The organism is Paraburkholderia elongata, assembly GCF_013177735.1.
Lineage (GTDB): Bacteria > Pseudomonadota > Gammaproteobacteria > Burkholderiales > Burkholderiaceae > Paraburkholderia > Paraburkholderia elongata.
Map to the genome: position 1 here is coordinate 78203 of NZ_WOEZ01000055.1, position 22980 is coordinate 101182.

At 61.3% G+C, this 22980-nt stretch carries 18 protein-coding genes; 9 read left to right on the forward strand and 9 right to left on the reverse strand.

The genetic code is table 11. The features are described from left to right. The first annotated feature begins 46 nt into the window (after nucleotides 1-46). Nucleotides 47-1708 carry a GMC family oxidoreductase gene (locus GNZ13_RS11990; RefSeq protein WP_172163981.1) on the forward strand — a complete coding sequence of 554 codons (1662 nt, stop codon included), beginning with the start codon at nucleotides 47-49 and terminating at the stop codon, nucleotides 1706-1708. A gap of 127 nt (nucleotides 1709-1835) precedes the next feature. Here the strand turns inward: GNZ13_RS11990 and GNZ13_RS11995 are convergent, their stop codons facing one another. From GNZ13_RS11995 to GNZ13_RS12010, 4 genes are all read right to left on the reverse strand, one after another. Beyond that, nucleotides 1836-2771: a LysR substrate-binding domain-containing protein gene (locus tag GNZ13_RS11995; protein WP_172164081.1), complete on the reverse strand. Its 936-nt coding sequence runs from the start codon at nucleotides 2769-2771 to the stop codon at nucleotides 1836-1838. 772 nt (nucleotides 2772-3543) lie between these two features. After that, the gene (gene styD, locus GNZ13_RS12000) at nucleotides 3544-5022 is read right to left on the reverse strand and encodes a phenylacetaldehyde dehydrogenase StyD (protein WP_172163984.1); all 1479 of its coding nucleotides are present in this window, start codon (nucleotides 5020-5022) and stop codon (nucleotides 3544-3546) included. A 284-nt stretch (nucleotides 5023-5306) separates the two neighbouring features. Next, nucleotides 5307-6542: a hypothetical protein gene (locus tag GNZ13_RS12005; RefSeq protein ID WP_172163987.1), complete on the reverse strand. Its 1236-nt coding sequence runs from the start codon at nucleotides 6540-6542 to the stop codon at nucleotides 5307-5309. Beyond that, nucleotides 6523-8508, reverse strand: coding sequence for a primary-amine oxidase (locus GNZ13_RS12010; RefSeq protein ID WP_172164003.1), 1986 nt, complete (start codon nucleotides 8506-8508; stop codon nucleotides 6523-6525). The genes GNZ13_RS12005 and GNZ13_RS12010 overlap by 20 nt, the downstream gene beginning before the upstream one ends. Nucleotides 8509-8704: 196 nt before the next feature. Here GNZ13_RS12010 and GNZ13_RS12015 point away from each other — a divergent pair, with 196 nt between their 5' ends. The 3 genes from GNZ13_RS12015 (at nucleotide 8705) to GNZ13_RS12025 (ending at nucleotide 12829) form a co-directional block, all read left to right on the forward strand. Then, entirely contained in the window at nucleotides 8705-9712 is a 1008-nt protein-coding gene (locus GNZ13_RS12015) for an AraC family transcriptional regulator (protein ID WP_172164006.1), read from the forward strand. 283 nt (nucleotides 9713-9995) lie between these two features. Beyond that, nucleotides 9996-11447 carry an APC family permease gene (locus GNZ13_RS12020; RefSeq protein ID WP_172164009.1) on the forward strand — a complete coding sequence of 484 codons (1452 nt, stop codon included), beginning with the start codon at nucleotides 9996-9998 and terminating at the stop codon, nucleotides 11445-11447. A gap of 167 nt (nucleotides 11448-11614) precedes the next feature. Then, nucleotides 11615-12829, forward strand: coding sequence for a porin (locus GNZ13_RS12025; protein ID WP_172164012.1), 1215 nt, complete (start codon nucleotides 11615-11617; stop codon nucleotides 12827-12829). Here GNZ13_RS12025 and GNZ13_RS12030 read toward each other — a convergent pair. Together GNZ13_RS12030 and tam are read right to left on the reverse strand one after the other, a co-directional pair. Beyond that, on the reverse strand, nucleotides 12826-13191 hold the full coding sequence (locus GNZ13_RS12030) for a hypothetical protein (RefSeq protein ID WP_172164015.1): 366 nt from the start codon (nucleotides 13189-13191) through the stop codon (nucleotides 12826-12828). The two genes, GNZ13_RS12025 and GNZ13_RS12030, sit on opposite strands and share 4 nt — an antisense overlap. 174 nt (nucleotides 13192-13365) lie before the next feature. Beyond that, complete coding sequence (gene tam, locus GNZ13_RS12035) at nucleotides 13366-14142, reverse strand: trans-aconitate 2-methyltransferase (RefSeq protein ID WP_172164018.1); 777 nt, start codon at nucleotides 14140-14142, stop codon at nucleotides 13366-13368. A 147-nt stretch (nucleotides 14143-14289) separates the two neighbouring features. On the opposite strand from tam, the gene GNZ13_RS12040 reads away from it, so the two are divergent. Beyond that, on the forward strand, nucleotides 14290-15186 hold the full coding sequence (locus GNZ13_RS12040; protein WP_172164021.1) for a LysR family transcriptional regulator: 897 nt from the start codon (nucleotides 14290-14292) through the stop codon (nucleotides 15184-15186). A gap of 27 nt (nucleotides 15187-15213) precedes the next feature. Here GNZ13_RS12040 and GNZ13_RS12045 read toward each other — a convergent pair whose 3' ends face one another. From GNZ13_RS12045 to GNZ13_RS12055, 3 genes are all read right to left on the reverse strand, one after another. Further along, a complete protein-coding gene (locus GNZ13_RS12045) occupies nucleotides 15214-15861 on the reverse strand; it encodes a GntR family transcriptional regulator (RefSeq protein WP_172164024.1) in 648 nt (215 codons plus the stop codon). Nucleotides 15862-15961: 100 nt separating this feature from the next. Beyond that, nucleotides 15962-17320, reverse strand: a complete 1359-nt coding sequence (locus GNZ13_RS12050) for an aspartate aminotransferase family protein (RefSeq protein ID WP_172164026.1) — start codon at nucleotides 17318-17320, stop codon at nucleotides 15962-15964. Between the two features lie 50 nt (nucleotides 17321-17370). Then, entirely contained in the window at nucleotides 17371-18720 is a 1350-nt protein-coding gene (locus tag GNZ13_RS12055) for a glutamine synthetase family protein (RefSeq protein WP_172164029.1), read from the reverse strand. A gap of 186 nt (nucleotides 18721-18906) precedes the next feature. Between GNZ13_RS12055 and GNZ13_RS12060 the strand changes: the two genes are divergently transcribed. The 4 genes from GNZ13_RS12060 (at nucleotide 18907) to GNZ13_RS12075 (ending at nucleotide 22792) form a co-directional block, all read left to right on the forward strand. Beyond that, complete coding sequence (locus tag GNZ13_RS12060) at nucleotides 18907-19944, forward strand: AraC family transcriptional regulator (protein ID WP_172164032.1); 1038 nt, start codon at nucleotides 18907-18909, stop codon at nucleotides 19942-19944. A 195-nt stretch (nucleotides 19945-20139) separates the two neighbouring features. Further along, the gene (gene aguB, locus GNZ13_RS12065; protein WP_172164036.1) at nucleotides 20140-21033 is read left to right on the forward strand and encodes an N-carbamoylputrescine amidase; all 894 of its coding nucleotides are present in this window, start codon (nucleotides 20140-20142) and stop codon (nucleotides 21031-21033) included. Between the two features lie 85 nt (nucleotides 21034-21118). Then, nucleotides 21119-22150 (forward strand): histone deacetylase family protein, encoded by a 1032-nt coding sequence (locus tag GNZ13_RS12070; RefSeq protein ID WP_172164039.1) that lies wholly within the window; start codon nucleotides 21119-21121, stop codon nucleotides 22148-22150. Nucleotides 22151-22168: 18 nt separating this feature from the next. Then, the gene (locus tag GNZ13_RS12075; RefSeq protein WP_172164042.1) at nucleotides 22169-22792 is read left to right on the forward strand and encodes a glutathione S-transferase family protein; all 624 of its coding nucleotides are present in this window, start codon (nucleotides 22169-22171) and stop codon (nucleotides 22790-22792) included. The last annotated feature ends 188 nt before the right edge of the window (nucleotides 22793-22980 follow it).

The following is a 22980-nucleotide window of genomic DNA, read 5'->3' on the forward strand; positions in this document are numbered from 1 at the left end:
TGTTTCTCGCATTCAATGGATTGGGCGCCGTCTGGCGACATAGAGCATGAACTACGATTACATCATCGTCGGCGCGGGTTCGGCGGGCTGCATTCTCGCCAATCGCCTTTCGGCGTCGGGCCAATATTCGGTGCTGCTGCTCGAAGCGGGCGGCAAGGATAGTTCGTTCTGGTTCAAGATCCCGGTGGGTTTCACCAAGACGTACTACAACGAAACCTATAACTGGATGTACTACAGCGAGCCCGAAAAAGAACTCGACAACCGGCCGATCTATTGCCCACGCGGTAAAGTGCAGGGCGGCTCCGGCTCGATCAACGCGATGATCTATGTGCGCGGCCAGCCGCATGATTTTGACGACTGGGCGGCGGCGGGCAACCAGGGTTGGGCGTTTCGCGACGTGCTGCCGTATTTCCGCAAGCTCGAATCGCATCCGCTCGGCAACACCGAGTATCACGGCGCGGACGGCCCGATCCGTATCTCGCCGATGAAGGACGCGGTCCATCCGATCTGCCACGTGTTCCTGAAAGGCTGTGACCAGGCCGGCTACAAGCGCAGCGACGACTTCAACGGTGCACGATTCGAAGGCGCGGGCATCTACGACGTGAATACGCGCAACGGGCAGCGTTCGTCGAGCAGCTTCGAGTACCTGCATCCGGTGCTGACGCGCAAGAACCTGACGGTCGAGCGTGACGTGCTGGCAAGCCGCGTGCTATTCGACGGCAACCAGCGGGCAATCGGCGTGAGCGTGACGCAAAACGGCGCTACGCGGCAGTTCATGGCGAACCGTGAGGTGATCCTGTCTGCGGGGGCGGTCGATTCGCCCAAGCTGCTGCAACTCTCGGGCATAGGCGATAGTGCATTGCTCGCGAAGCATCGCATTGCGATGGTCAAGGAACTGCCCGCAGTGGGGCAGAATCTGCAGGACCATCTGTGCGTGAGTTTCTACTATCGCGCGAACGTGAAGACGCTGAACGATGAGATGCGGCCGTTGCTCGGCAAGCTCAAGCTCGGCTTGCAGTATCTGCTGACGCGCAAGGGGCCGCTCGCGATGAGCGTGAACCAGTCGGGCGGGTTCTTCAAGGGCAGCGAACGGGAAGCGCAGCCGAATCTGCAGTTGTACTTCAATCCGCTGTCGTACCGGATTCCGAAGAGCAATAAGGCGAATCTCGAACCTGAGCCGTATTCGGGCTTCCTGCTGGCATTCAACCCGTGCCGGCCGACGAGCCGCGGATCGATCGAGATCGCGTCGAACCGCGCGGAAGACGCCGCGAAAATCCGCATCAATGCGTTGACCACGGAGAAGGACATCGACGAAGTGATCCAGGGATGCGAACTGGTGCGCAAGGTGATGGCATCGCCGGCGTTGAAAGAGATCACGGTCGAGGAAATCTCGCCGGGGCCGCAGGTGAATACGCGTGAAGGCTTCCTGCAGTATTTCCGTGAGCAATCGGGTTCGATCTATCACCTGTGCGGCTCGTGCGCGATGGGCGACGACCCGCGTACCTCGGTGGTCGATGCGCGTTTGCGGGTGCACGGCGTTGCCGGTTTGCGCGTGGTCGACGCGTCGATCTTTCCGAACATCACCTCCGGCAATATCAATGCGCCGACGATGATGGTGGCGGAGAAGGGCGCCGAGATGATTCTCATGGACGCCGCCGTCGAAGCCGCCTTTAAACCCGAAGCGGCGGAGCTGGCTGCTGCTGCCTGAGGGTTGGCGGCTCAGCTTTGCGCTATATAAAACCGCGCCGATGCGTTGTCGTCGGCGCGGTTTTTATTTGCATTATGCAAAGCGGCGCGCGTTACGCCGCCGCAAAGCGGTTCACGAATTGCTCGCTTCAGCCCGCTGCGCCTAACTGCGCCGACTCCGACGAATCGAGTGCACGCTCGGTCAGCCAGATCTCCTGCTGCAACCAGTCGCGGAACAGCGCGACGTGCGGCAACTCGTCCTGCTCCGCGCGGGTAACGAGCCAATACGACTGGTGGCCGTCGACGTGCACGTTCAGCACCTGCACGAGTTGGCCTTCCGCAAGTTCACGCCCGATCATGTGACGATCGGCAATCGTCACGCCGAGGCCGTCGATGGCTGCGCGGATCGCGTGGTCGAGCAAATCGAATTCATATCCGCCGCGGGTGTCGACGTTTTCAATGCCGGCGGCCTTTAACCAATGCTGCCAGGTCGGATAGCGCTGATCGGCGCTCGCGAGTACATGCAGCAGCGTGAACTGATTCAGGTCGATGGTCGCGCGGCCTGCCTGGCGTGCGAGCAACGCGGGCGCGCAGACGGCGATATGCCGTTCGTTCATCAGCAGACGATTGTCGAAGCCTTCCCACTCGCCGTTGCCGAAGCGGATGGCGCAGTCGAGCACGCCTGATTCGGCGAGGTTGTCGTCGAGGCGGGTGGACAGGCTGAGTTCGAGATGCGGGTGCGCGTCACGCAGACGTCCGAGACGCGGCATCAGCCAGCGGCTCGTGAAGGTGGGTGGCGCGTTGATACGCAGGCGGTTGCGGTGGGTTTTCTCTTGCAGGCTGCGGACTGTGAGCTCGATTCGGTCGAATGATTGTTGCAGGGCTTGCAGGAGGATGCGGCCGGCGGCCGAGAGTTCCAGGTGGTGGTGGTGACGCTGGAGGAGCGTCTCGCCGAGTTGGGCTTCCAGTTGCCGGACTTGCCGGCTGACCGCGCTTTGCGTTACGTTCAGTAGCTCCGCTGCGCGGGTGAAGCTGCCCGTGCGGCCAGCGACTTCGAAGGCTTTTAGCGCGTTTAGCGCGGGCATTTTGCGTTTCAAGATTGGGCTCGGGGGGGCTTTGCGCGGATGCGCGGGTTTTTGGTATTTTACTTCGTCGCCTATGGCGTTGGCGTTGCCTTGAATTGTTTGCCTTCGTGGCGGTTTTTTCTGTTCACTTACGGTTTTGGCCTTTCCTTGAATTGATATTGGATTATTAGCGTTCGCCCCTGTGCGGGGCAGGCACTTACTTTCTTTGCCGCCGCAAAGAAAGTAAGCAAAGAAAGCGGCTCGAACCGCCTGCTAAGCGGGTCCCCCGCGCAGTTGCGGTAGTGGTGCATCTGGAATCTGTGCTCTCGCACATTCGACGTGAGTGACAAGGGCGTCATACTTCCGGCGGCGCTGCGCGCGCCGAAGAGCATTTCATAAACCGACCACTACGTTTTCGCACCCGCACTTCATTCGGCGCTTCGCCGGGGCAAAGCCGATGGCGCCCACCGCCCCCAAACAAAACCGCTGGTTTCCCATGCAGACCCATCCGCGACGCACGCAGTGCGGAGTGGGAGCTGATGAGCGCTTTGTCACTAACGCCGAATGTGCAAGGGCGCGGATTCCAGATGCACCACAACCTCCTCCAAGCCAGGGGACCCGCTTAAGAGTTGGCGGTTGGAGCCGCTTTCTCTTGCTTACTTCTCTTTGCGGCGGCAAAGAGAAGTAAGTGCCCGCCCCGCACAGGGGCGACGCTAATAAACCAATAACAAATCAAGGAAAGGCCAAGAAGCCAGATCAAGGAAAGGCCAACGCCGCAGGCAAAAAACCCCCATCAATAAGCAATACAAACAGACTTGCTTTCAGTATAAGAATCGACAATAGCCTTCCCATGTTCACGCCCGATCCCGGATGCCTTAAACCCGCCGAACGGCATGGCAGGATCGACCATGTTGTGCGTGTTGACCCAAACGGTTCCCGCCTCGATGCCATCAACCAGCCTCAGGGCCTTATCGAGCTGATTCGTCCAGACACTCGCGCCAAGACCATATTCCGACGCGTTGGCCTGAGCCAAAACCTCATCGATATCGTCGTAAGGCATCGCCACAAGCACCGGTCCGAACACCTCCTCCCTGACAACGGAAAGCGGCTTGCATGCGCGATTGGCAATGACCGTCGGCCGGACAAAGAAGCCAACTGCATCAACAGCCGCATCACGCGACAGGATCTCGCCACCTTCCTGCCTGCCTTGCGCAATCATCCCCATGACCTTGTCGCGGTGTCGTGCGGAAACCATGGGTCCCATCTGCGTTGCGGCATCGAAACCGGAACCCAATGCAATGCCGTCGGCTACTGCCGCAATGCCTTGCACCACTTCGTCGTAAATCGATCGCGCAACGTACAGGCGAGAACCCGCGGTACAGACCTGCCCGTGGTTGAAGAAAATCGCGCCTGCAGCGCCTTCAATCGCTTTCTTCGGGTCGCAATCGTCCAGCACGATCACCGGGCTTTTTCCACCCAGCTCAAGCGATGCCCGTTTCAGATCGTCAGCACACTGGCGACCGATGATGCGGCCCACTTCGGTCGATCCCGTGAAGGTGACTTTATTTATCAATGGGTGCTTGACCAGCGCTGCACCGGCGGTCTCGCCGCGGCCAGTGACGACGTTGAATACGCCCGGCGGGAAGCCGGCTTCGTGTGCCAGTTCGGCCAGGCGGATCGCCGTCAACGGTGTTTCTTCCGCGGGCTTCAGCACGACGGTGCAGCCGCATGCGAGTGCCGGGGCGATTTTCCAGACCGCCACCAGTAGCGGGAAATTCCACGGGACGATTGCGGCGACGACGCCCGCTGGGACGCGTTTTGTTGAAGCGTTGTAGCGGGTGCCTGGTGGGAAGGGGACCGACAGGTCGAAAGTCGTGCCCTCGATTTTGGTGGCCCAGCCGGCCATGTAGCGCAGCCATTGGACGCTGCCCGTGACTTCCAGCATCTTTGAGAATACTATTAGTTTTCCCTGGTTTAGGGTTTCCAGGGTGGCTAGTTCGTCGGTGTGTTGTTCTACAAGGTCGGCTAGTTTTAGTAGCAGGCGTTCGCGCGTGGCTGGCGGCATTCTGCGCCAGGTGTCGGATTCGAAGGCCGCTTTTGAGGTTTTTACCGCGTGGTCGATGTCGGTTTCCGATGCGTCTGGGATTTGGCTTAATTCTTGGCCTGTGGCCGGGTTGTAGATGGGGAAGGTTTTGCCTGCAGCGCTGAGGGTTTTTTCGCCGTTGATGAACATGGCGGTTGGCAGCTTCGCTGTGGTTTTCTGTTCGGTCATTTTGCTTCGTCTCCGTCGAGGATGGGGTGGAGTTGCTGTCCTTCGGCAATTGCTTTTGAGCTCTGCTTTGGTGCTGTTGCTGTTGCTGCTTGCCTGGGGCGTTGGCCTTTCCTTGATTTCTTATTGGTTTATTAGCGTCGCCCCTGTGCGGGGCAGGCACTTACTTCTCTTTGCCGCCGCAAAGAGAAGTAAGCAAGAGAAAGCGGCTCAAACCGCTAACTCTTAAGTGGGTCCCCTGGCTTGGAGGAGGTAGTGGTGCATCTGGAATCCGTCTCCTCGCACCTTCAACAATGAGTGACAAAGGAGTCATACTTCCCGCCTTGCACTTCGTGCTCGTCGGAATGGCCTGCCTGGCGGTGGTGATGGTTTGAGTGCTTGCGGAACGGCTTTTTTTCGAACCAACCAGTTGCTAACGAGACGGCACATATCAGGCTCGCCATCGAACTCAGCGCATACAGCATCATGAATCCGTCGCCGAAAAAGTAGGGGGTCGTCGATAACGTCGCTCCCGATACCATCCCAAGATGGTGTACCGCGCCGGGGCAGCCCGCGCGCATTGCGCTGCGCGATTTGCCGCGCAGTTTCACTAGCGCCGGAATCGTCAGGCAGTCGAGAACCACAAACATCTTTGCCGCGAACAGTGCCAGTGTCGGGCTGTCTACAGCTGCGAGCGCTCCAATTAACACCGCTCGTAGCACGTACAGCACAGCCAACATTCGGTTGTTGTTGCCGGATCGGTCGGCGATGAGCGCCAGTGCGCAAACAGCACTCACCGAAAGCGCAATCTGCGAGATCGGTTGCACGCCACTCATGCCGCAAATCGCATACAACTGGAAACGCGCGAGACTGCCGCTCGATAGACCCGCAAGCAATGCAAGCAGCGCCGTAGCGTCGGTCGCGTGCATGGCTCTGGTCGACTGGTTCGCGTTTTGGTTTGAGTATTTGTTTCTATCGGAGTGTTCAGGTGGCGAGGCCGTCGTGCCAGCAAGGTGTCGCCCGTAGAGCAGCAATACGCCACCTATCACCATAGCCAAGGCAGCTATCGCGGTGCGATGCTCCAACCCGCCCACATACGCCGGCACGACGCCCATCGCACTCATCGTGGCGATCAGCGTCACAGCCGTCGCAAGCGTGGTGTGCTGTCTGGATATGCGCGACATCAACAGCGGCACGATCGTCATCGTTGCTAACGCCAGCGCGCTCATCCACAGCGAGTTGGCTCGCTGACCAAGGTCGGCCTGCGTCACCAGCGTAGCAGCGCCGCTCACGAGCAACACACAGGCCGTGCTGACCACGCTCGCCATCAGCCCGCGTGCCGCGCCACCCACGCTTGCAATTCGCCCGCTTGCCGCGCCACCCACGCGCGCAATCAGCATGCGTGCCGCGCCCGCCGCAATCGCGAGAAGCACGCATGCCGTGCGGGTCACGCGGACGACGGCGGGACGCACGTATGCCGCGTTTGCCACGCAGGCGGCTGCCCGCGCGCCGCGCGTCGTCGGATCAGCGCTTGCAGCAGCCATGATCCGCGGACTTGCCGTCTTCAACGCTGTTCTGGTCACGCTCGGACGGTAAGTCCATCGTGGGGTTGGCAGAGAAGAAGTTGTTCGGCTTGAGCATGAAGCCTGCGTATTCCACCGGCATCACGGGGAAGTCCTCGGGTTTGCACACGTGCGTGTGACCGAAGCTGTGCCACAAGACGATGTCTTCGTTCTCGATGTTGCGGTTCGCCTCGATGTAACGCGGCAAGCCGTCACCGCCGGCGTGCTGGTTCGGATAGTCGCCGCTCGCGTAGCGCTCGGCCGGATCGAACGGTGTGACCCACACGTGGCGCGTGGCAAAGCCGCCGCGTTGGCGGACCTTCGAGCGTTCGTCGGCCAGCATCAGCGGGGAGTCGTTCACGATCAGCTTGTAACCAGGATTCGCACCGACGGCGTTCTTCACGTTCGGGTTGGTCACCTTCCAGTAACGCCCGGTGCCGCCGTTCGCCGTGCGCGCGGCTTCGTTCTCGATCTTGAACACGCGCTTCGTGGTGTCGAAGACGTTGCCGTACGGATTCGTTTCGCCCATCGGACGCGGGACGAATTCGTGTTCGGTCACGGTGTTGCGTTCGCCGTCCACCATCATGTGCATCCGTGCATTGAAGAAGTGCTGATGGGTCGGGCCGCCAAGGTTCTCGGTGATCATGCCGCCCCACGGATACGTGTCGCCATCGGCCACGGCCGAGGTTTGCACGATGCCGGTCAGCTTGCATTCGAGCTGAATCGTGCCGTCCTGATACAGGTACCAGTAGAAACCGTAGTCGTAGTTGCCGACGGTCGCGAAGAACGAGATCACGAGGCGACGGGAACGGCGCATTTCGAAGACGCCGGTGCGAAACTCATAGTGCTTCCACAGAGTGCCGTAATCCTCTTCGTGCATGCACACGGCGTTCTTCATCAGGAACGCATTGCCGAAATCGTCGGCGGCCGGAATGTCGAAATAACGGATCGTGCCGAGGCAATCGCAACCGAGTTCAAGTTGATTCGCCAGCTTGCCGAGGCCGTATTCGCCGGCATCGAATGCGCTCTTCCAGTAGTGGTTCGTGCTCGGGTCGGAGTAGGGCACGCACATCTCCGTCACGCTCGCACGGTAGATGATCGGCCGCGTGTTCTTGCCGTCGTCCCATGACAGTTGATGCAGCACCAGCCCTTCGCGCGGCGTGAAGCCGACCCGGAAGTTCCAGTTCTGCCAGCTCACATGCCAGCCGTCGATCTTGAAGCTCGGGCCCTCGGGTTGGCTGATCGACAGCGGTTTGAGCGTGCTGCGCGGCTCGCCGAGGCTCGGCGTGTCGTAGTTGTGCTTCGCGCGCGGAATCGGAATGATGCGGCCGTCGTCCACCAGTTCGATCACTTTCTTTTCGAGCAGATCGACCACCGCCACCACGCCCTCGATCGGATGCGCGTAGCCGTTATCGGTCACGGTCTCGCGGTAGTAACTCACGCAACGCACAAGGCGCCGGCCATTCTCGTTCTCACGGTCGAAGCAGCCGGCGGAAAACGGATCGACCTGGACGCGCTCCAGATCCTTCTCGGTGAGACCGCGCTTCATTACCGCAACGCGCCATGCGTCGTCGTTCTTGACGATCTGCTCGGCGTTCATGAAGTCTTCGATCATGATTGGCGGCTGGCCGTAAGGCGCCTGATCGAATGGCAGCACGTTGCGCGAGGCGACTCTTTTCTCTCTCAGGTCCACGTTGTATTCGATGGTCGTCCCATTCGTACGATCGATTGCCAGGACGAATGCAGCACGCGAAAAATATTGGCCAGTCTTGAATGCAATCACTTCGGCCTTCGGCGGCTCACGCAATTCGACCATCGGAAAGCGTACGTGCGTGTCGAGTTTTTCGGCAGCCTTCACGAGATCGCAGGCAAGCTGCATTTCGTCCGGACTCAGCGGATCGAGCGGATGAACGGGGGCGTGGGCGGCTTTCGTGGCATTCGTGTTCATAAGATTCCCGTAAGGAGTGTGCTGGACCGGACTGCGTGCGAGGCTGGATGAAGCGCGGCGAACGCTGAGTCGATGGCAAATCGTAGGAACCCAATATTATTTTCGCGCTTGCTTATCGCGCCAAATGAACGATAAAGTGCGCCAAGTGCAATGACACGGCAGTCAATCAGCGAAGACTTGAGAGGAGACGCTCAGCATGAAAAAAGTCACGCTCAACGGCAGTTTCCCCATGATCCGCGGCGCGGTGATGGGACCGGTTGTGCGCGCACTCGATGCATCAGGCGCCAATTGCGACGCGCTGCTCGAAACGTTCGGCATGAGCCGCAAGCTCCTGTCGAACCCGTACGAAATGCTGCCGCTCACACGTTATGTGGCGGCATTCGAGCGCGCGGCTGAAGTACTCGGCGAACCGTCGCTCGGCTTGCGTCTCGGCAGCGAATCGCAAGTGACGGAGCTCGGGCCGGCGGGGCTCGTGTTTCTATCGTCGCCGACCTTGAACGCGGCGATGCGCAAGTTCACGCTCGCACTCGCGTCGTGGCAGAACGCCACAACCTGCGAGGTGCTGCGCGATGGCGAATGGCCGGTCTGGACCTATCAGATCGCCAATCCGCAGATCTGGCCACGCCGGCAGGACGCGGAATACAGCCTGTCGACGATGTGCCATATGATCCGGATGGTGCGCGGCGCAGCGTGGAATCCAGTCGAAGTGCATTTCGAACATGCCGCGCCCGCCGATCTCAAACCGTATGCGCGCAATTTCCGCGCACCGGTGCGCTTTCAGCAGCCTTTCAATGGTGTGATTCTGCGTCCGCTGGATCTCGATGCGTCGCTCAAGAGCGCCGATACGCAAATGGCGCGCATGATGGAGCGCCACGCCACCGATCTGATTGCGCGCGATGCGGTGCCCCACAGCATCGTCGAACAAGTGCGCGATCTGGTGACGCGGCGGCTTGCGCACGAAAAACTGATCGTCGCCGACATCGCGAAAGATCTCGGTCTCTCGCATCGCTCGTTGCAACGGCACCTGGCTGAAGCAGGGACTTCCGTGCGGCAGATCTTGCGCGAAGAGCGGCAGCGTAGTGTGGAAGGACTGCTTGAACGTGACGGGCTCACCAATGCGGCGATCGCTCGCGCCGTCGGTTATGCCGACGCAACCGTACTGTGGCGCGCCACGCGCAACTGGAAAAACAATAAAAGGTCGTGATGTCTCAGATGCTTTCATTCTGAAAGCACGCGAAGGAGCAATCGTCACACGAAAAGAAAAACTTCCGTTTCCTAAGTATTTGCTGCGAACCGCAGTGCCTGACACGCTCGCGAACATTGGCGCGAATTATCGAAAATTTGGCGCAGTTCGCGAAGTCGCTTTATTTTTTAGCTACCTACCATGCGCTCACACCGAAACATCGAACGTCGGTCAACCGAGCGCCTTCACCAGCATTTCCCGGGTTTAGGCGAGTTCCAGACTAGCCAACAAAATAGAGGCAGCGATGAATGAACCCTACTCTCCGACCCGTCTGGTCGACGCGGAGAACCCCGTGGAACTGAAGGGCAATACGCTGGGCTTGTGGCAGATCGTGTTCCTCGTGATTTCCGCGGCCGCGCCGCTTACTGGCATGCTTGGTGCGGTGCCGCCCGCGATCAGCTTGGGCAATGGCGCGGGCATTCCAGGCGCGTTCGTGATTGCCGGCATCGTGCTGCTGATTTTCAGCGTGGGCTTTGCGTCGATGAGCCGGCACGTGGTGCGCGCCGGCGCGTTTTACGCGTACATCACCGCCGGACTCGGGCGGCCTCTGGGTGTGGCCGGCGCACTCGTCGCGCTGATGTCGTACACCTTCATCCAGATCGCGCTATATGGGCTGTTTGGATTTTTTTGCACGGTGATTCTTTCTCCACTCCTGCATACCGCGATGCCCTGGTACGGCTATTCGCTGATCTGCGTGGCGGTGGTGCAATTCACCGGCATCCGGGGTATCGATCTGAATAGCCGGCTGCTCGGCGTGCTGATGTGTCTCGAACTGGGCATTCTGCTGCTGCTCGCGATTGCGATCGTCGTGCATGGCGGTGGCCCGAACGGACTCACGCTCGCGCCGCTCGCACCGGAGCATGTGTTCAGCGGCCACCTCGGCATTGCGGTGATGTTCGCCTTCGCGTCGTTTATCGGTTTCGAAGCGACGGCGATTTACGGCAAGGAATGCCGGGACCCGAAGGTGACCGTGCCTCGCGCGACGTATGTATCGGTGATGCTGATTCTCGTGTTCTTCGCTTTCGTCACGTGGACGATTGTTTGCGCCTACGGACTGAACGACGTGGTCGCGGTCGCGACGAAGCAGCCGGGCGACTTCTGGTTCATTCAATCCGGCAAGTACCTGGGCGGTGCGGTGACGACTGTGATGAGCTTCCTGTTGCTCAGCAGTATCTTCGCGAGTCTGTTGTCGTTTCATAACACGCTGGTGCGTTATATCCACGCGCTGAGCCTGGAGGGCATCCTGCCGCAAGCGCTCAATCGGGTGCACGAAAAATACCGTTCGCCGTATATGGCGAGCTATCTGCAGACACTCTCCGTGTGCGTCCTGCTCGGGCTCTTCATCGCGGCAGGCAGCGATGCGTTCAACATCGTATTCAGCTGGAGTTCGGCGCTCGGCACGATCGGCATCGTGATGCTGCAAGCAGTGACGAGTTTTTCCGTCATCGCGTTCTTCCGCAAGACGCGCAAGGACACGCGCGTATGGCACTCGTTTGTCGCGCCGCTGGTGGGCGGCATCGGCCTGCTGTATATCGGCGTCATTCTGGTGCGCAATCTCGATGCGCTCAGCGGCTCCGATAGCCCGATCGTCAAGTCTTTCCCCTGGATCGTATTCGCGGTGGCGCTCTTCGGTGTCGTGATCGGTCTCATCTTGCGTAAGAAGCGGCCGGATATCTACGCGCGCTTCGGGCAGTAATCGAACAGCGCGCAAGGCACTCAGCGCGCGCTATCTCGCCACGTTCTAACGATCGACTGCTGCCGTTCATTCTCGAACGGCAGCGGAGCGCTGTCGTTCGTCCGGTTCGTTCTAACTGTTCCTGTTTGTTCTTGCTGATTTCACCACTCAACTTCCGGCAAAAAAATATGGCAGACAAATTCGTCAAGCGCTCGGCGCTTGCGCTGGCCGCGTGCGGCCTCGCGATGGGCGCTCATGCGCAATCTTCAGTGACGCTCTATGGCACGGTCGACGCCGGCGTCGTCTACACGACCAACCAGCAGACAACGCTCGCCGACGGCAGCACCAACGGCCACGCGAATTACCAACTGGCGGGCGGCAACCTGGTGCCGTCGCGTTGGGGTTTGACGGGCACTGAGGATATCGGTGGCGGCACCACGGTGAACTTCACGCTGGAGAACAGCTTTCTGATCGGCAGCGGCGCGATGTTGCAATCGAACACGCTGTTCAACCGCAACGCATGGGTCGGTTTGAACAACGGCACGTATGGCGCGCTGACATTCGGCCGTCAATACGATCCGTTCTCCGACTACATGGGTGCGTATGCATCGAGCAATAACTGGGCGACGCTGTACGGCTCGCATTTCGGCGACGTCGACAACCTCAACGAAGCATTCAACTTCAACAACTCGATCAAGTACATCAGCCCGAGCTTCGGGGGTTTGACTGTTGGCGGGTTGTTCAGCCTGGGTGGCGTGGCGGGGAATTTTTCGCAGAACAAGGGCTGGGCGCTGGCGGCGAATTACGCACAAGGCCCGTTGTCGTTGAGCGCGGGGTATCTTGAGTTGAACCAGCCGTTGCAGGCGGCCTTAGGCGGTACTGCCGGGTATATCGGCGATTTCAGTTGCGCGAATGCCGACGCGTCGTATTGTCTGCTGCAGCAGGCGAGCAAGGTGAGGATCTTCGGAGCAGGGGGCTCGTATGCGTTCGGCAAGGCGAGCGTGGCCGTGAGTTATACGCATACACGCCTGTCGCAGAGCCAGTATTTCGCGAGTGCGGCGAGGCCTGCGGGGGCCGATATTTCATTCGATATTGCCGAGTTGAATACGACCTATATGCTCGCGCCGGATTTGCAACTCGGTCTGGCGTATATCTTCAACGATGCCAAACCGAGCAGCAGTGCTTCGACGCGTGTGCATCAGATCAACCTGGGTGCGGTGTACAGCCTGTCAAAGCGGACGGCGGTCTATGCGGTGGCGATCGGGCAGAAATCTTCCGGCGCCGGGCTGGGGATCAATCCGTCGACGGGGCAGACGGAGAATCTGGCGCAGATTCCGAATATCGTCAATTCGGATACCGATAAACAACTCTCCGTGATCATCGGCGTGCGGCACAATTTTTAATCTGCCAGGCGTTTGTCCGCAAGCGCGTTCTGGCAATCCGCCAGCACCTGTTTCACCAGTCGCGCTTGAGGATCAAGCTCGTCCGTATCGAGAATCTCCTCGACGGCATCCCGCGCCCAATCGGCCTCGACAAATTTCGCGTGCCGCCGCGCAATCTCCAGTGCGGTTGCCGACAGTCTGGCGATACTCAACCAGTCGGCTTCCCGGGACCGATAATCGAGCCACTTATGGGCGGCCTGCACGTGAAACGCCGCGTCAGGCCAGTCCTCATTCAGGTAATAGGCGCCAAGGCAGCCGCATGTGAGCCAGCACAACAGCTCCAAACGGTCCCGTGGACTCAGATGATGGCGTACATCACTCATGGCGACGCTCGCTGCTGAAATTTGCGTTCCGGTGGGGACGGCAGGCCGCCCTCCGCTTACGTTACACAATATCACGCAGAATTCACGAGCGGCAATGCCTGACTGACCCTGGCGGGTCCGGCGCCACAAATGCCACTCGGCACCAACGGGCAACCGGCAGCCGGCGCGGCTCCGTTAGCGCGTGGCGACGATAAACAGCCGCGGGAACGGCAACAGCACGGTGCCGTCGGCCAGGGCCGGACAAGCCCGCGTAACCGCATCCCGGTAGCGTTCCAGGAAGACACTTTCCTCACTGTCGTCGAGTTCGGCCAGGAACGGTCTCAGCGCGCTACCCTTGAACCATTCGACTACCGCGTCCGCGCCGCCCGCGAGCGGGTGATAGTAGACGGTGCGCCACACGTCGACCCGCGCGCACTGCGGCTTGAGCAGCGAGTAGTACCAGTCGGCGCCGTAGCGCATGGTGCGCTCCAGCCCCCTGAGTTTGTTGGCCCAGGGGCCGTCCGCCGCGATTTCGCGCAGCAGACGATGCGCGGGTTCGTCGAGGTTGTCCGGCATTTGCACGGCAAGACTGCCGCCCGGCGCAAGTTTCTTCACCAGCGATGGAAACAACTGCTCGTGATTCGGCACCCACTGCAGCACGGCATTGGCGAGGATCAGGTCGTAAGGGCCCGGCGCATCCCACGTCGCAATGTCGCTCACCTCGAACTGGAATTGCGGCAGGCGCTTGGCGGCCGCCGCGATCATGTCGGCGGAACTGTCCAGACCGCTGACCGCCGCGCCGGGCAGGCGGGCCGCCAGCGCCTCGGTGGAGTTGCCGGGGCCGCAGCCGATGTCTACCGCCACTCGCACATCCGTTGCCGGAACCGCCGCCAGCAGGTCCTTGACCGGACGCGTGCGTTCGTTTTCGAACAACACGTACTGCTTCGCAGCCCAATTCGTCGTTGAAGTCATTTCTCGCTCCTTTGTCTCGATCGCTGGACCGTTTCCGCTGACATCCGCTCACAGTGTGCGGTATCGAACCGATCCAATCCGCTCATTCTGTGCGGCAGCGAAGGCGGAGTAAAATGAATTTATCTTCCCAATTCCTTCATTTTTCTAATGAAAATCGACACGCTCGGCGTACAGGCGTTCGTCGCGATTGCGGATCGCTGCAGCTTTCAAGGCGCCGCCGCTTCACTGCACGTCACGCAAACGGCCATCACGCAACGCTTGCGTAAGCTCGAAACGTTTCTCGGCGTCACGCTGATCGAGCGGACCACCCGTTCCATGGCGCTGACGGAGATAGGGCGCAGTTTTCTGCCGCAGGCGCGCCGTTTGTTGGGCGAGCTTGCCGATGCGCTGGTGGAGATTCGTGAGACGGGAGTGGCCCGTCGCGGCGACGTGTCGATCGCCTGCGTGCCGACGGTGGGCGTGCAGTATCTGCCGCGCATTCTGCAGGCGTATGCGGCGCGTTATCCGCATAACCGCATCAAGATTCTCGATCACGCGTCGTCCGCGGTGGAGGAGGCGGTGCTGCGCCGGGAGGTGGAGTTCGGCATCAATATCGCCGGCGAGCATCATCCGGATCTCGCCAGCGTGCCGTTGACGGAAGACCGCTACGTGCTGATTTGCCATGAAGATCATCCGCTGGCGAAACGGCGGCGCATCGCCTGGCCGCAACTGCAACCGTATCCGCTGATCTTTGCCGGCGAGGTCAGCGGCAATCGCGCATTGCTCGATGTCGCGCTGGAAAAGAGCGAACTGGCGCTGCGCTCCTTTTATGAAGTGCAACGCAGTTCGACTGCTGTCGGCCTGGTCGCTCAGGGGGTGGGCGCGGCTGTCGTGCCGGCGCTCGCCATCCAGAAGGGCGCGTATCCGACGGTTCGCACCGTCGAGCTTACGCATCCGGTGGTCTCGCGCACGCTGGTCCTCGTGGCGCGCAAGACTGCCCAGTTGTCGCCGGCGGCGCAGGCGCTTTACGACATGATTCTTGAACAGGCGACGTTGAAAGTGTGATGCGAGTACGAGACCTGGGGCCGGCCCCTACAAACACAGCGCCCGCAAACAACTCGCCGCATGGCTGAGATCGTGCTCGATCGCGCGTCGCACACCGGCCGCGTCGCGCGCTTTTGCGGCGTTCAGCAATTCGTCGTGCGCATCGTTGAGGGTGCCGGCAAACTGCGCCTCGCCAAACAACAGGTTCGAAATCGGCCCGACCTGCAGCCACACCGTTTCGATCAACTCGAGCAGAAGCGGCGAGCCGGCCGCGCGGTACAGAATCAGATGGAACGCCTCGTTGGCATCGAGATAGCCCTTGGCGTCGGCAGTCGGCAGGGCCCGCGCCATCTGCTCATTCAGTTTTTCCAGCGTGTCCAGATCGTGCGCGCTGAGATGCGGCACGCCCAGTTCGGCCGCCTGGCCCTCGAGAATCAGGCGCACACGCAGCACATCGTCGAATTGTTCTTTCGACAGACGTGGCACCGTCACGCCGCAATTGGGCACGTTCACCAGCGCCGATTCGGCGGCAAGGCGCTGCAAGGCGGAGCGCACCGGCATCTCGCCCACACCGAGTTCGGCGGCGACGTGACGGATCTTGATGCGCTCGCCCGGCACGAAGCGCCCGATCGTCAGCCATTGCCGTAGCGTTTCGTAGGTCTGGTCCTGCAGCGTGTGATGGCGCGAAGTTTTCATAAAGCTCGGTGCGGGGGCCGAAATAAAGCTACAAAAAGGCTGCAAAAAAGGCCGGCAGTTTAGCGCCGGCCGCGCTCGATCGACCTCGATCCAACAAGCCTCAGGTCAGTTCGGCAAGGCAGGCGTCGAACGTGGAAACCAGTCTGTCGACGTCGGCCACTGACGTGTCAGGGCACACCAGGATCATGTTGTGAAACGGCGTGATCAGTACGCCGCGATTAAGCAGGTACAGGTGCACGATATGTTCCAGTTCCGGGTCTAGCTGGCGGCCGGCTTCGGCGCCGTTGCGCGGCGGTGTCGGCGTGAACTGGAATTCGGTGCGGGCGCCGACGCGCGTCACGCACCACGCGAGGCCATGACGCGCGATCGCACTTTTCAGGCCGGGCTCGATCCGCTCGGCGAGCGCGAACATGTGATCGTAGGCGGCATCGCTCATCACCTCGGCGAGCGTCGCGCGGATCGCGCTCATCGCCAGCATGTTCGCCGTCAGGGTAGTGCCGATGCCGGAGTGGCCGGGCGGTGCGCTGCGCTTGGCGTGCTGCGCGCGGGCGGCCAGTTCGGCGCTGAAACCGTACACCGCGCACGGAAAGCCGCCGCCCACCGGTTTGCCGAGGATGAACAGGTCGGGTTCGAGGCCGTACGCCCGCGAGTAACCACCCGGCCCGCAGCTGATGGTGTGGGTCTCGTCGATGGCCAGCAGCGTGCCGTAGCGGCGCATGAGCGCTTGCGCTTGCCGCCAGTAGTCCGGTTCGGGCAGCACCATGCCGATGTTGGTCATCGCCGGTTCGGCCAGCACACAGGCCACGTCGCCGTCTTTCAGCGCGTTTTCCAGCGCGGCCAGGTCGTTGAATTCGATCACGCGCGTGGTTTCGAGCAGGTCGTGCACCTGGCCGATCAGGCTGTCACGCTGTTGCGGCTTGCCGTCGACGAGATCGACGAACACGTCATCCACGGTGCCGTGATAGCAGCCGTTGAAGATCACGATCTGCCGGCGTCCGGTCGCCGCGCGCGCCCAGCGCAACGCAAAGCGGTTAGCGTCGCTCGCTGTCATCGCGAACTGCCAGTAGGGCAGCCCGAAACGGCGCGCGAGCTCTTCGCCGACCCACGCGACATCTTCGCCCGGCAGCATGGTCGTCAAGCCGCGCTCAGCCTGGGCAGCGATCGCGCGGGCCACGGGGACGGGCGAGTGGCCGAACATCGCACCGGTGTCGCCGAGGCAGAAGTCGGCGTAGCGATGACCGTCCACGTCGGTAAACGTGGCGCCGAGCGCTTGATCGACGTAGAGCGAGAAGGGTGTCGACCAGTCGTTCATCCAGTGCAGCGGCACGCCGAACAGCAGGTGGTGCGCGGCGCGTTCGGATAGCGCGCGGGATTTCGGCATGGCCTCCGCAAACGCGTGACGTTCGCGTTCGACCAGCGCTTGCGCACGCTCCCAGTTGATGCCGTGGCGGGTATTCAAATCCAGCTTCTCCAATGAAGTTTCAATAATGTTCCCGCGGCCGCCCGCGCTCAGACGAGCAGTTGCAGATGCTCGCGTTCCCACGCGGTAATGCCTTGCGAGAAGGTCTCGAACTCTTTTTCCTTTACCGCGCAATAGGCCTGCACGAAGTTGTCGCCGAGCACGTCCGCGAGTTCGGTGCACTTCAGGAGCGCCTTGAGCGCATCTTCGAGACCGCGCGGCAATTCGTATTCGAGGTCGTAGGCGCTTTCGACCATCGGCGCCGACGCTTCCTGCTGCTCCACCATGCCGAGATAGCCGCAAGCGAGGGTGGCCGCCATCGCCAGATACGGATTGACGTCGACGCCCGGCACGCGGTTTTCGAGCCGCCGGCCGTCCGGCCCGGAGTTCGGCACGCGGATGCCGCAGGTGCGGTTGTCGTAGCCCCAGCGCACGTTGATCGGCGCGGCGGTAAAGCGCGACAGACGCCGGTAGGAATTCACGTAGGGGGCGAACATCGGCATGGCTTGCGGCATGTACTTCTGCAAGCCGCCGATATAGTTGAAAAACAGCGGGCTCGCCGTCCCGTCGGGCAGCGAAAAGATGTTCTCGCCGGTTTTGTGATCGACAATGCTCTGATGAATATGCATCGCACTGCCTGGTTCGTGCTCCATCGGCTTGGCCATGAAAGTCGCGAAAATGCCATGACGGTAGGCGGTTTCGCGCACTGCGCGCTTGAACAGGAACACGCGGTCGGCGAGATCGAGCGCGTCGCCGTGAGAAAAATTGATCTCCATCTGCCCCGCGCCGACTTCATGCACGAGCGTTTCGACGCCGAGATGTGTCATCTCGCAGAAGCGCGACAGGTCCTGGAAAAACGGATCGAATTCGTTGACGGCGTCGATCGAGAACGACTGGCGGCCGGCTTCGTGACGCCCCGCGCGGCCGAGCGGCGGGCGCAGCGGTTCATGCGGGTTTTTGTTCTGCGCGATCAGGTAGAACTCCATCTCCGGCGCGACCACGGGACGCCAGCCCTTTTCCTCATAGAGCTTCAGCACCCGCCGCAACACCGCACGCGGCGAAATGCCGATCGGCTTGCCGTCGAGTCCGACGCAATCGTGGATCACCACCGCGACCTGCTCGATGGCCCACGGTACGAGCCGCACCGTGTTCGGATCGGGGATGCAGACCATGTCGGGATCGCTCGGCCCGACAAAGCGCTCGAAATCCGCGAACTCGCCGTTGACGGTAATCATCAGGAGCGCGTTCGACATGTGCATCTTGCCTTCCGAGAGAAACAGGTTCTTCGGCACGATCTTGCCGCGAGCGACGCCCGTCATGTCCGGTATCACGCATTCCACTTCATGGATGCGGTGATGTTCCAGGAATTCACGCAGGTCCGCGCGTAGGTCGCTTTGCAAGGTTGACTCCAGTCGGTTGATGAAGACGGCGCGAAGCGCGGCTGCAAACCTTGCGCGACGAGCTGCCAGTTCGGGAAAGCTGGGCGTTTTGCATGATGAGATTTGATCAAATCATCGCACGGATTTTTCCTTTTGGGAAATTTGATCAAATATCATCGCTTCATTGAGGGAACCCGAGATCCGCCTATGACCGATGCACCGTGTTCGCAACGCCCTTCGCCGGCCCAGTGCGTCGCGACCTTGCATACGATTGCCGCCGCCGTCTCCTTGCTGGAGCGGCAGGGGATCGGTGCGGAGGTGCTGCTGGCGGGAAGCGGCATCAGCGAGGGCGATTTGCGGCAGCCGTCCGGGCTCGTCACGCACGCGCAGGAGCTGATCGTGTTCGCCAACGCGCTGCGCGCCTGCGGCGATACGCGTATCGGCCTCGATATCGGCCGCGCGATGCATATTTCGAGCTACGGCATCCTCGGTTACGCGATGTTGGTGAGTCCCACGCTCGGCGACGCGCTGCAGTGCGCCCAGGACTTTCCCGTACTGCTCGGAAGCTACTTCAAGGTTTCGCTGCGCCGCAATGGCGACGAAGCGGCGATCGTCGCGGCCGATTATCACTACCGGCCAGATCTCACCGTGATCAATACGGACATGTGCCTCGCGTCGATGTGGGCGATTGTCTGTGACGTGCTGTCAGCGCGGCGCGCGCCTGCCGCGCTCGAGGTGACGTTCGGCGCTCCGGCTCACGCGGAAGCCTACGAAGAGCGGATAGGCCGCCACGCGACCTTCGACGCCGCCGAAAACGCGCTGATTTTTCCGGCCAGCTGGCTCGACGAACCGTTGCCCCTTGCGGAACCGGTGAGCTATCTGATGTCACGCCAGCAATGCGCGCAATTCGAGCGCGAATGGGCCACCGCGGCGGGCAACGACGTGACCGCAAGGAGCCTGCGCCTGCTGTATTCCGACCCATGCCGCTACGGTTCGCTGCGCGCGCTCGCCGATGCGCTGTGCGTGTCGGAACGCACGCTCAGACGGCGTCTCGCGGGCAGCGGCTCCGCCTTCCAGGCGCTGCTCGACCGCGTGCGCCACGATCTCGCGCTCGACTACCTGGTGCGTACGCGCCTGTCGATGTCGGATATCGCCGAGCGTCTCGGCTATAGCGAAACGGCTGGCTTCCGGCACGCGTTCCGCCGTTGGACCGGCCAATGTCCGAGCGACTACCGCTGCGCGTAGCCAGCGGTTCTGTCTTGAGTCTTTTTGAGCGCACGGTGTCAGCGGCGCAGCCACGCGCTGTCGGGTCACGTCCCAACGTCATGCCGCCCCCGGCCACATTGGCCACATTTATCCCCTCGATGACCGCTTCTCCGTTATCGCTCATCCGCGCACCTCGGGCAGAATTTTCCCAGACGAATACAAGGGAGACACGAAATGCGCGCAGTCAACGTAGCGGCAATCCAGTTGGCCGTACCCGGATGGGATCGCGAGGCGAATCTCGCGGAAGCCGAGCGCCTGGTGCGCGAAGCGGCGGCACAGGGCGCGCAGGTGATTCTGCTGCCTGAGCTGTTCGAGTTGCCGTACTTCTGCACCGAACAGGATTCAAAGCACTTCCGCCATGCGCTGCCGTTCGAAGGCCATCCCGCCATCACGCGCTTTAGTCGCGTCGCGGCAGAGTTGAACGTGGTCCTGCCGATCAGCTTCTTCGAACGGGCCGGCAACGTCTTCTTCAACACGGTGGCGATGATCGACGCCGATGGCAGCGTGCTCGGCCGCTACCGCAAAACCCATATCCCCGACGGCCCAGGCTACAGCGAGAAGTACTACTTCACGCCTGGCGACACGGGCTTTCGCGTCTGGCCGACGCGTTACGGCACACTCGGCGTCGGTATCTGCTGGGACCAGTGGTTCCCGGAGACGGCCCGTGCGATGGCGCTGCTCGGCGCCGAACTGCTGTTCTATCCGACCGCGATCGGCAGCGAACCGCAAGACCCCTCGCTCGACAGCGGCGCGCACTGGCAGCGCGTGATGCAGGGCCACGCAGGCGCGAATCTCGTGCCGCTGATTGCCGCGAATCGCACCGGCCGCGAGCAAGGCCGCGACTTCCCGCAGCGCTATTACGGCTCGTCGTTCATCGCCGATCAGTATGGCGAGCAGGTGCAGAAAGCGGGGCGCGACGAGCCCGCGATCCTGCTTCATCGTTTCGATCTGGATGCGGTTGCCGCGACTCGTCAAGCATGGGGTGTGTTTCGCGACCGGCGTCCGGCCTGCTACGGCATCCTCGCGACGAGCGATGGTGTACACCGTACCCAGGAGGGGGCATCTTGAGTATCGTATCCACGAGCGTGGCCGGCCTTGACGGGTACGGATTGAGTGATGGATTCGAGCAGCAAGCACCCTGAGGAGACATTGCATGTTGACTGTGTATAGCGATCGGCACCGGCTGCACCATGGCCATGCTGAATTGATCGACGGCGAAATGAAGCCTTGCTTCGAGATGCCGAGCCGCGCTGATTTCATACTGGAACGGGTGCGCGAAACGAAGCTCGGCGAAGTGATTGCGCCCGCATCGTTCGGGCTCGATCCGGTGCACCGTATTCACGACAAGGGCTTCATTGCTTTTCTTGGCAGCGCATGGGACGAATGGAGCGCGCTCGGCCGCAAGCACGACGCGCTTCCGCTCATATGGCCGGTGCGTGGCATGCGCCAGGACCGCGTGCCGGAAGATATCGACGGCAAGCTCGGCTACTACTCGATGGATGCGGGTGTGCCGATCACCGCGGGCACCTGGGCGGCAGTGAGCGATGCAGTGGATGTCGCGCTGACCGGCGCGCGCCACGTGAGGGAGGGCGCACGCGGCGCGTTCTCGTTGTGCCGGCCGCCCGGGCATCACGCCGCGGCGGACTATATGGGCGGCTACTGCTATATCAACAACGCGGCAGTGGCGGCGCAGTCATTCCTCGACGCGGGCGCGAAACGCGTGGCGATTCTCGACGTCGACTATCACCACGGCAACGGCACGCAGAGCATTTTCTATCACCGTTCGGACGTGTTGTTCGTGTCGTTGCATGGCGATCCGCGCACCGAGTATCCGTTCTTTCTCGGGCACGCCGACGAAACCGGCACGGGTGCGGGCCTCGGCTACAACGCGAACTTCCCGCTGCAACCGGGTACGGCGTGGGCCGACTATACGGTGGCGCTCGACGCGGCTTGCGCGCGTGTCGCTGAATACACGCCCGATGCGCTGGTGGTGTCGCTCGGTGTCGATACTTTCGAAGAAGACCCGATTTCGCAGTTCAAGCTGCGCAGCGCCGACTATCTGCGCATCGGCGAGGCGATTGGTCGATTGGGGAAACCGACTTTGTTCGTGATGGAAGGCGGCTACGCGGTCGCGGCGATCGGGGTGAATGCGGTGAATGTGCTGACGGGGTTTGAGTCGGTTTAACTGAGCGGCCACGATCCCATGCTCCAGATACTAGGCAAAGCCTCATCCATCAACGTCCGCAAAGTACTGTGGGCATGTGTTGAACTCGGCCTGCCGTTTGAACGGGAGGACTGGGGTTCCGGATTCAGGGCGACCAACGTGCCCGAATTCGTCGCGTTGAATCCCAATGCGATGGTCCCCGTAATCAAGGACGGCGAGTTCGTGCTGTGGGAATCCAACTCGATCATCCGTTACCTGGCCGGACGCTATGACGGCGAGTCTCTCTATCCGAACGATCCTTGCGAGCGCGCAAAGTGCGATCAATGGATCGACTGGCAAGCGAGCGAGCTGAACCGCGCATGGAGCTACGCGTTTCTTGCGCTGGTCCGGCACTCGCCCGCTCATCAGGACCGTCAGCAGATCGACCTGTCGTGCGTGAACTGGGCCAGGCATATTGCGATCGTCGACAGGCAACTCGAGACAACCGGCGCCTTCATCGCCGGGCCATCGTTCTCGCTTGCGGACATTCCGATCGCGCTCTCGATCAACCGCTGGCTCGAAACGCCATTGCAGCATGCCGAATTTCCCGCGCTGACGGCTTACATGGAGCGCCTTGCCACGCGCCCCGGCTACCTGGCTCACTGCCGCAACGGCACGCCGTAAGCCGCGCATCCGTGCTGCATTCGTGACGCTATCCGTGAGCGACGGCGACGTTGACGTCGCGAGGTTCATTCGCAGGCGAATGCTTACAAAAATACTTTCGTAATTCTTACGAAATCCCGAGCGCCGGACGCTTCTGCGCAGCACGCCCCGACTCGCCTACAATGGCCGCTTTTGCGACACAGATTGAA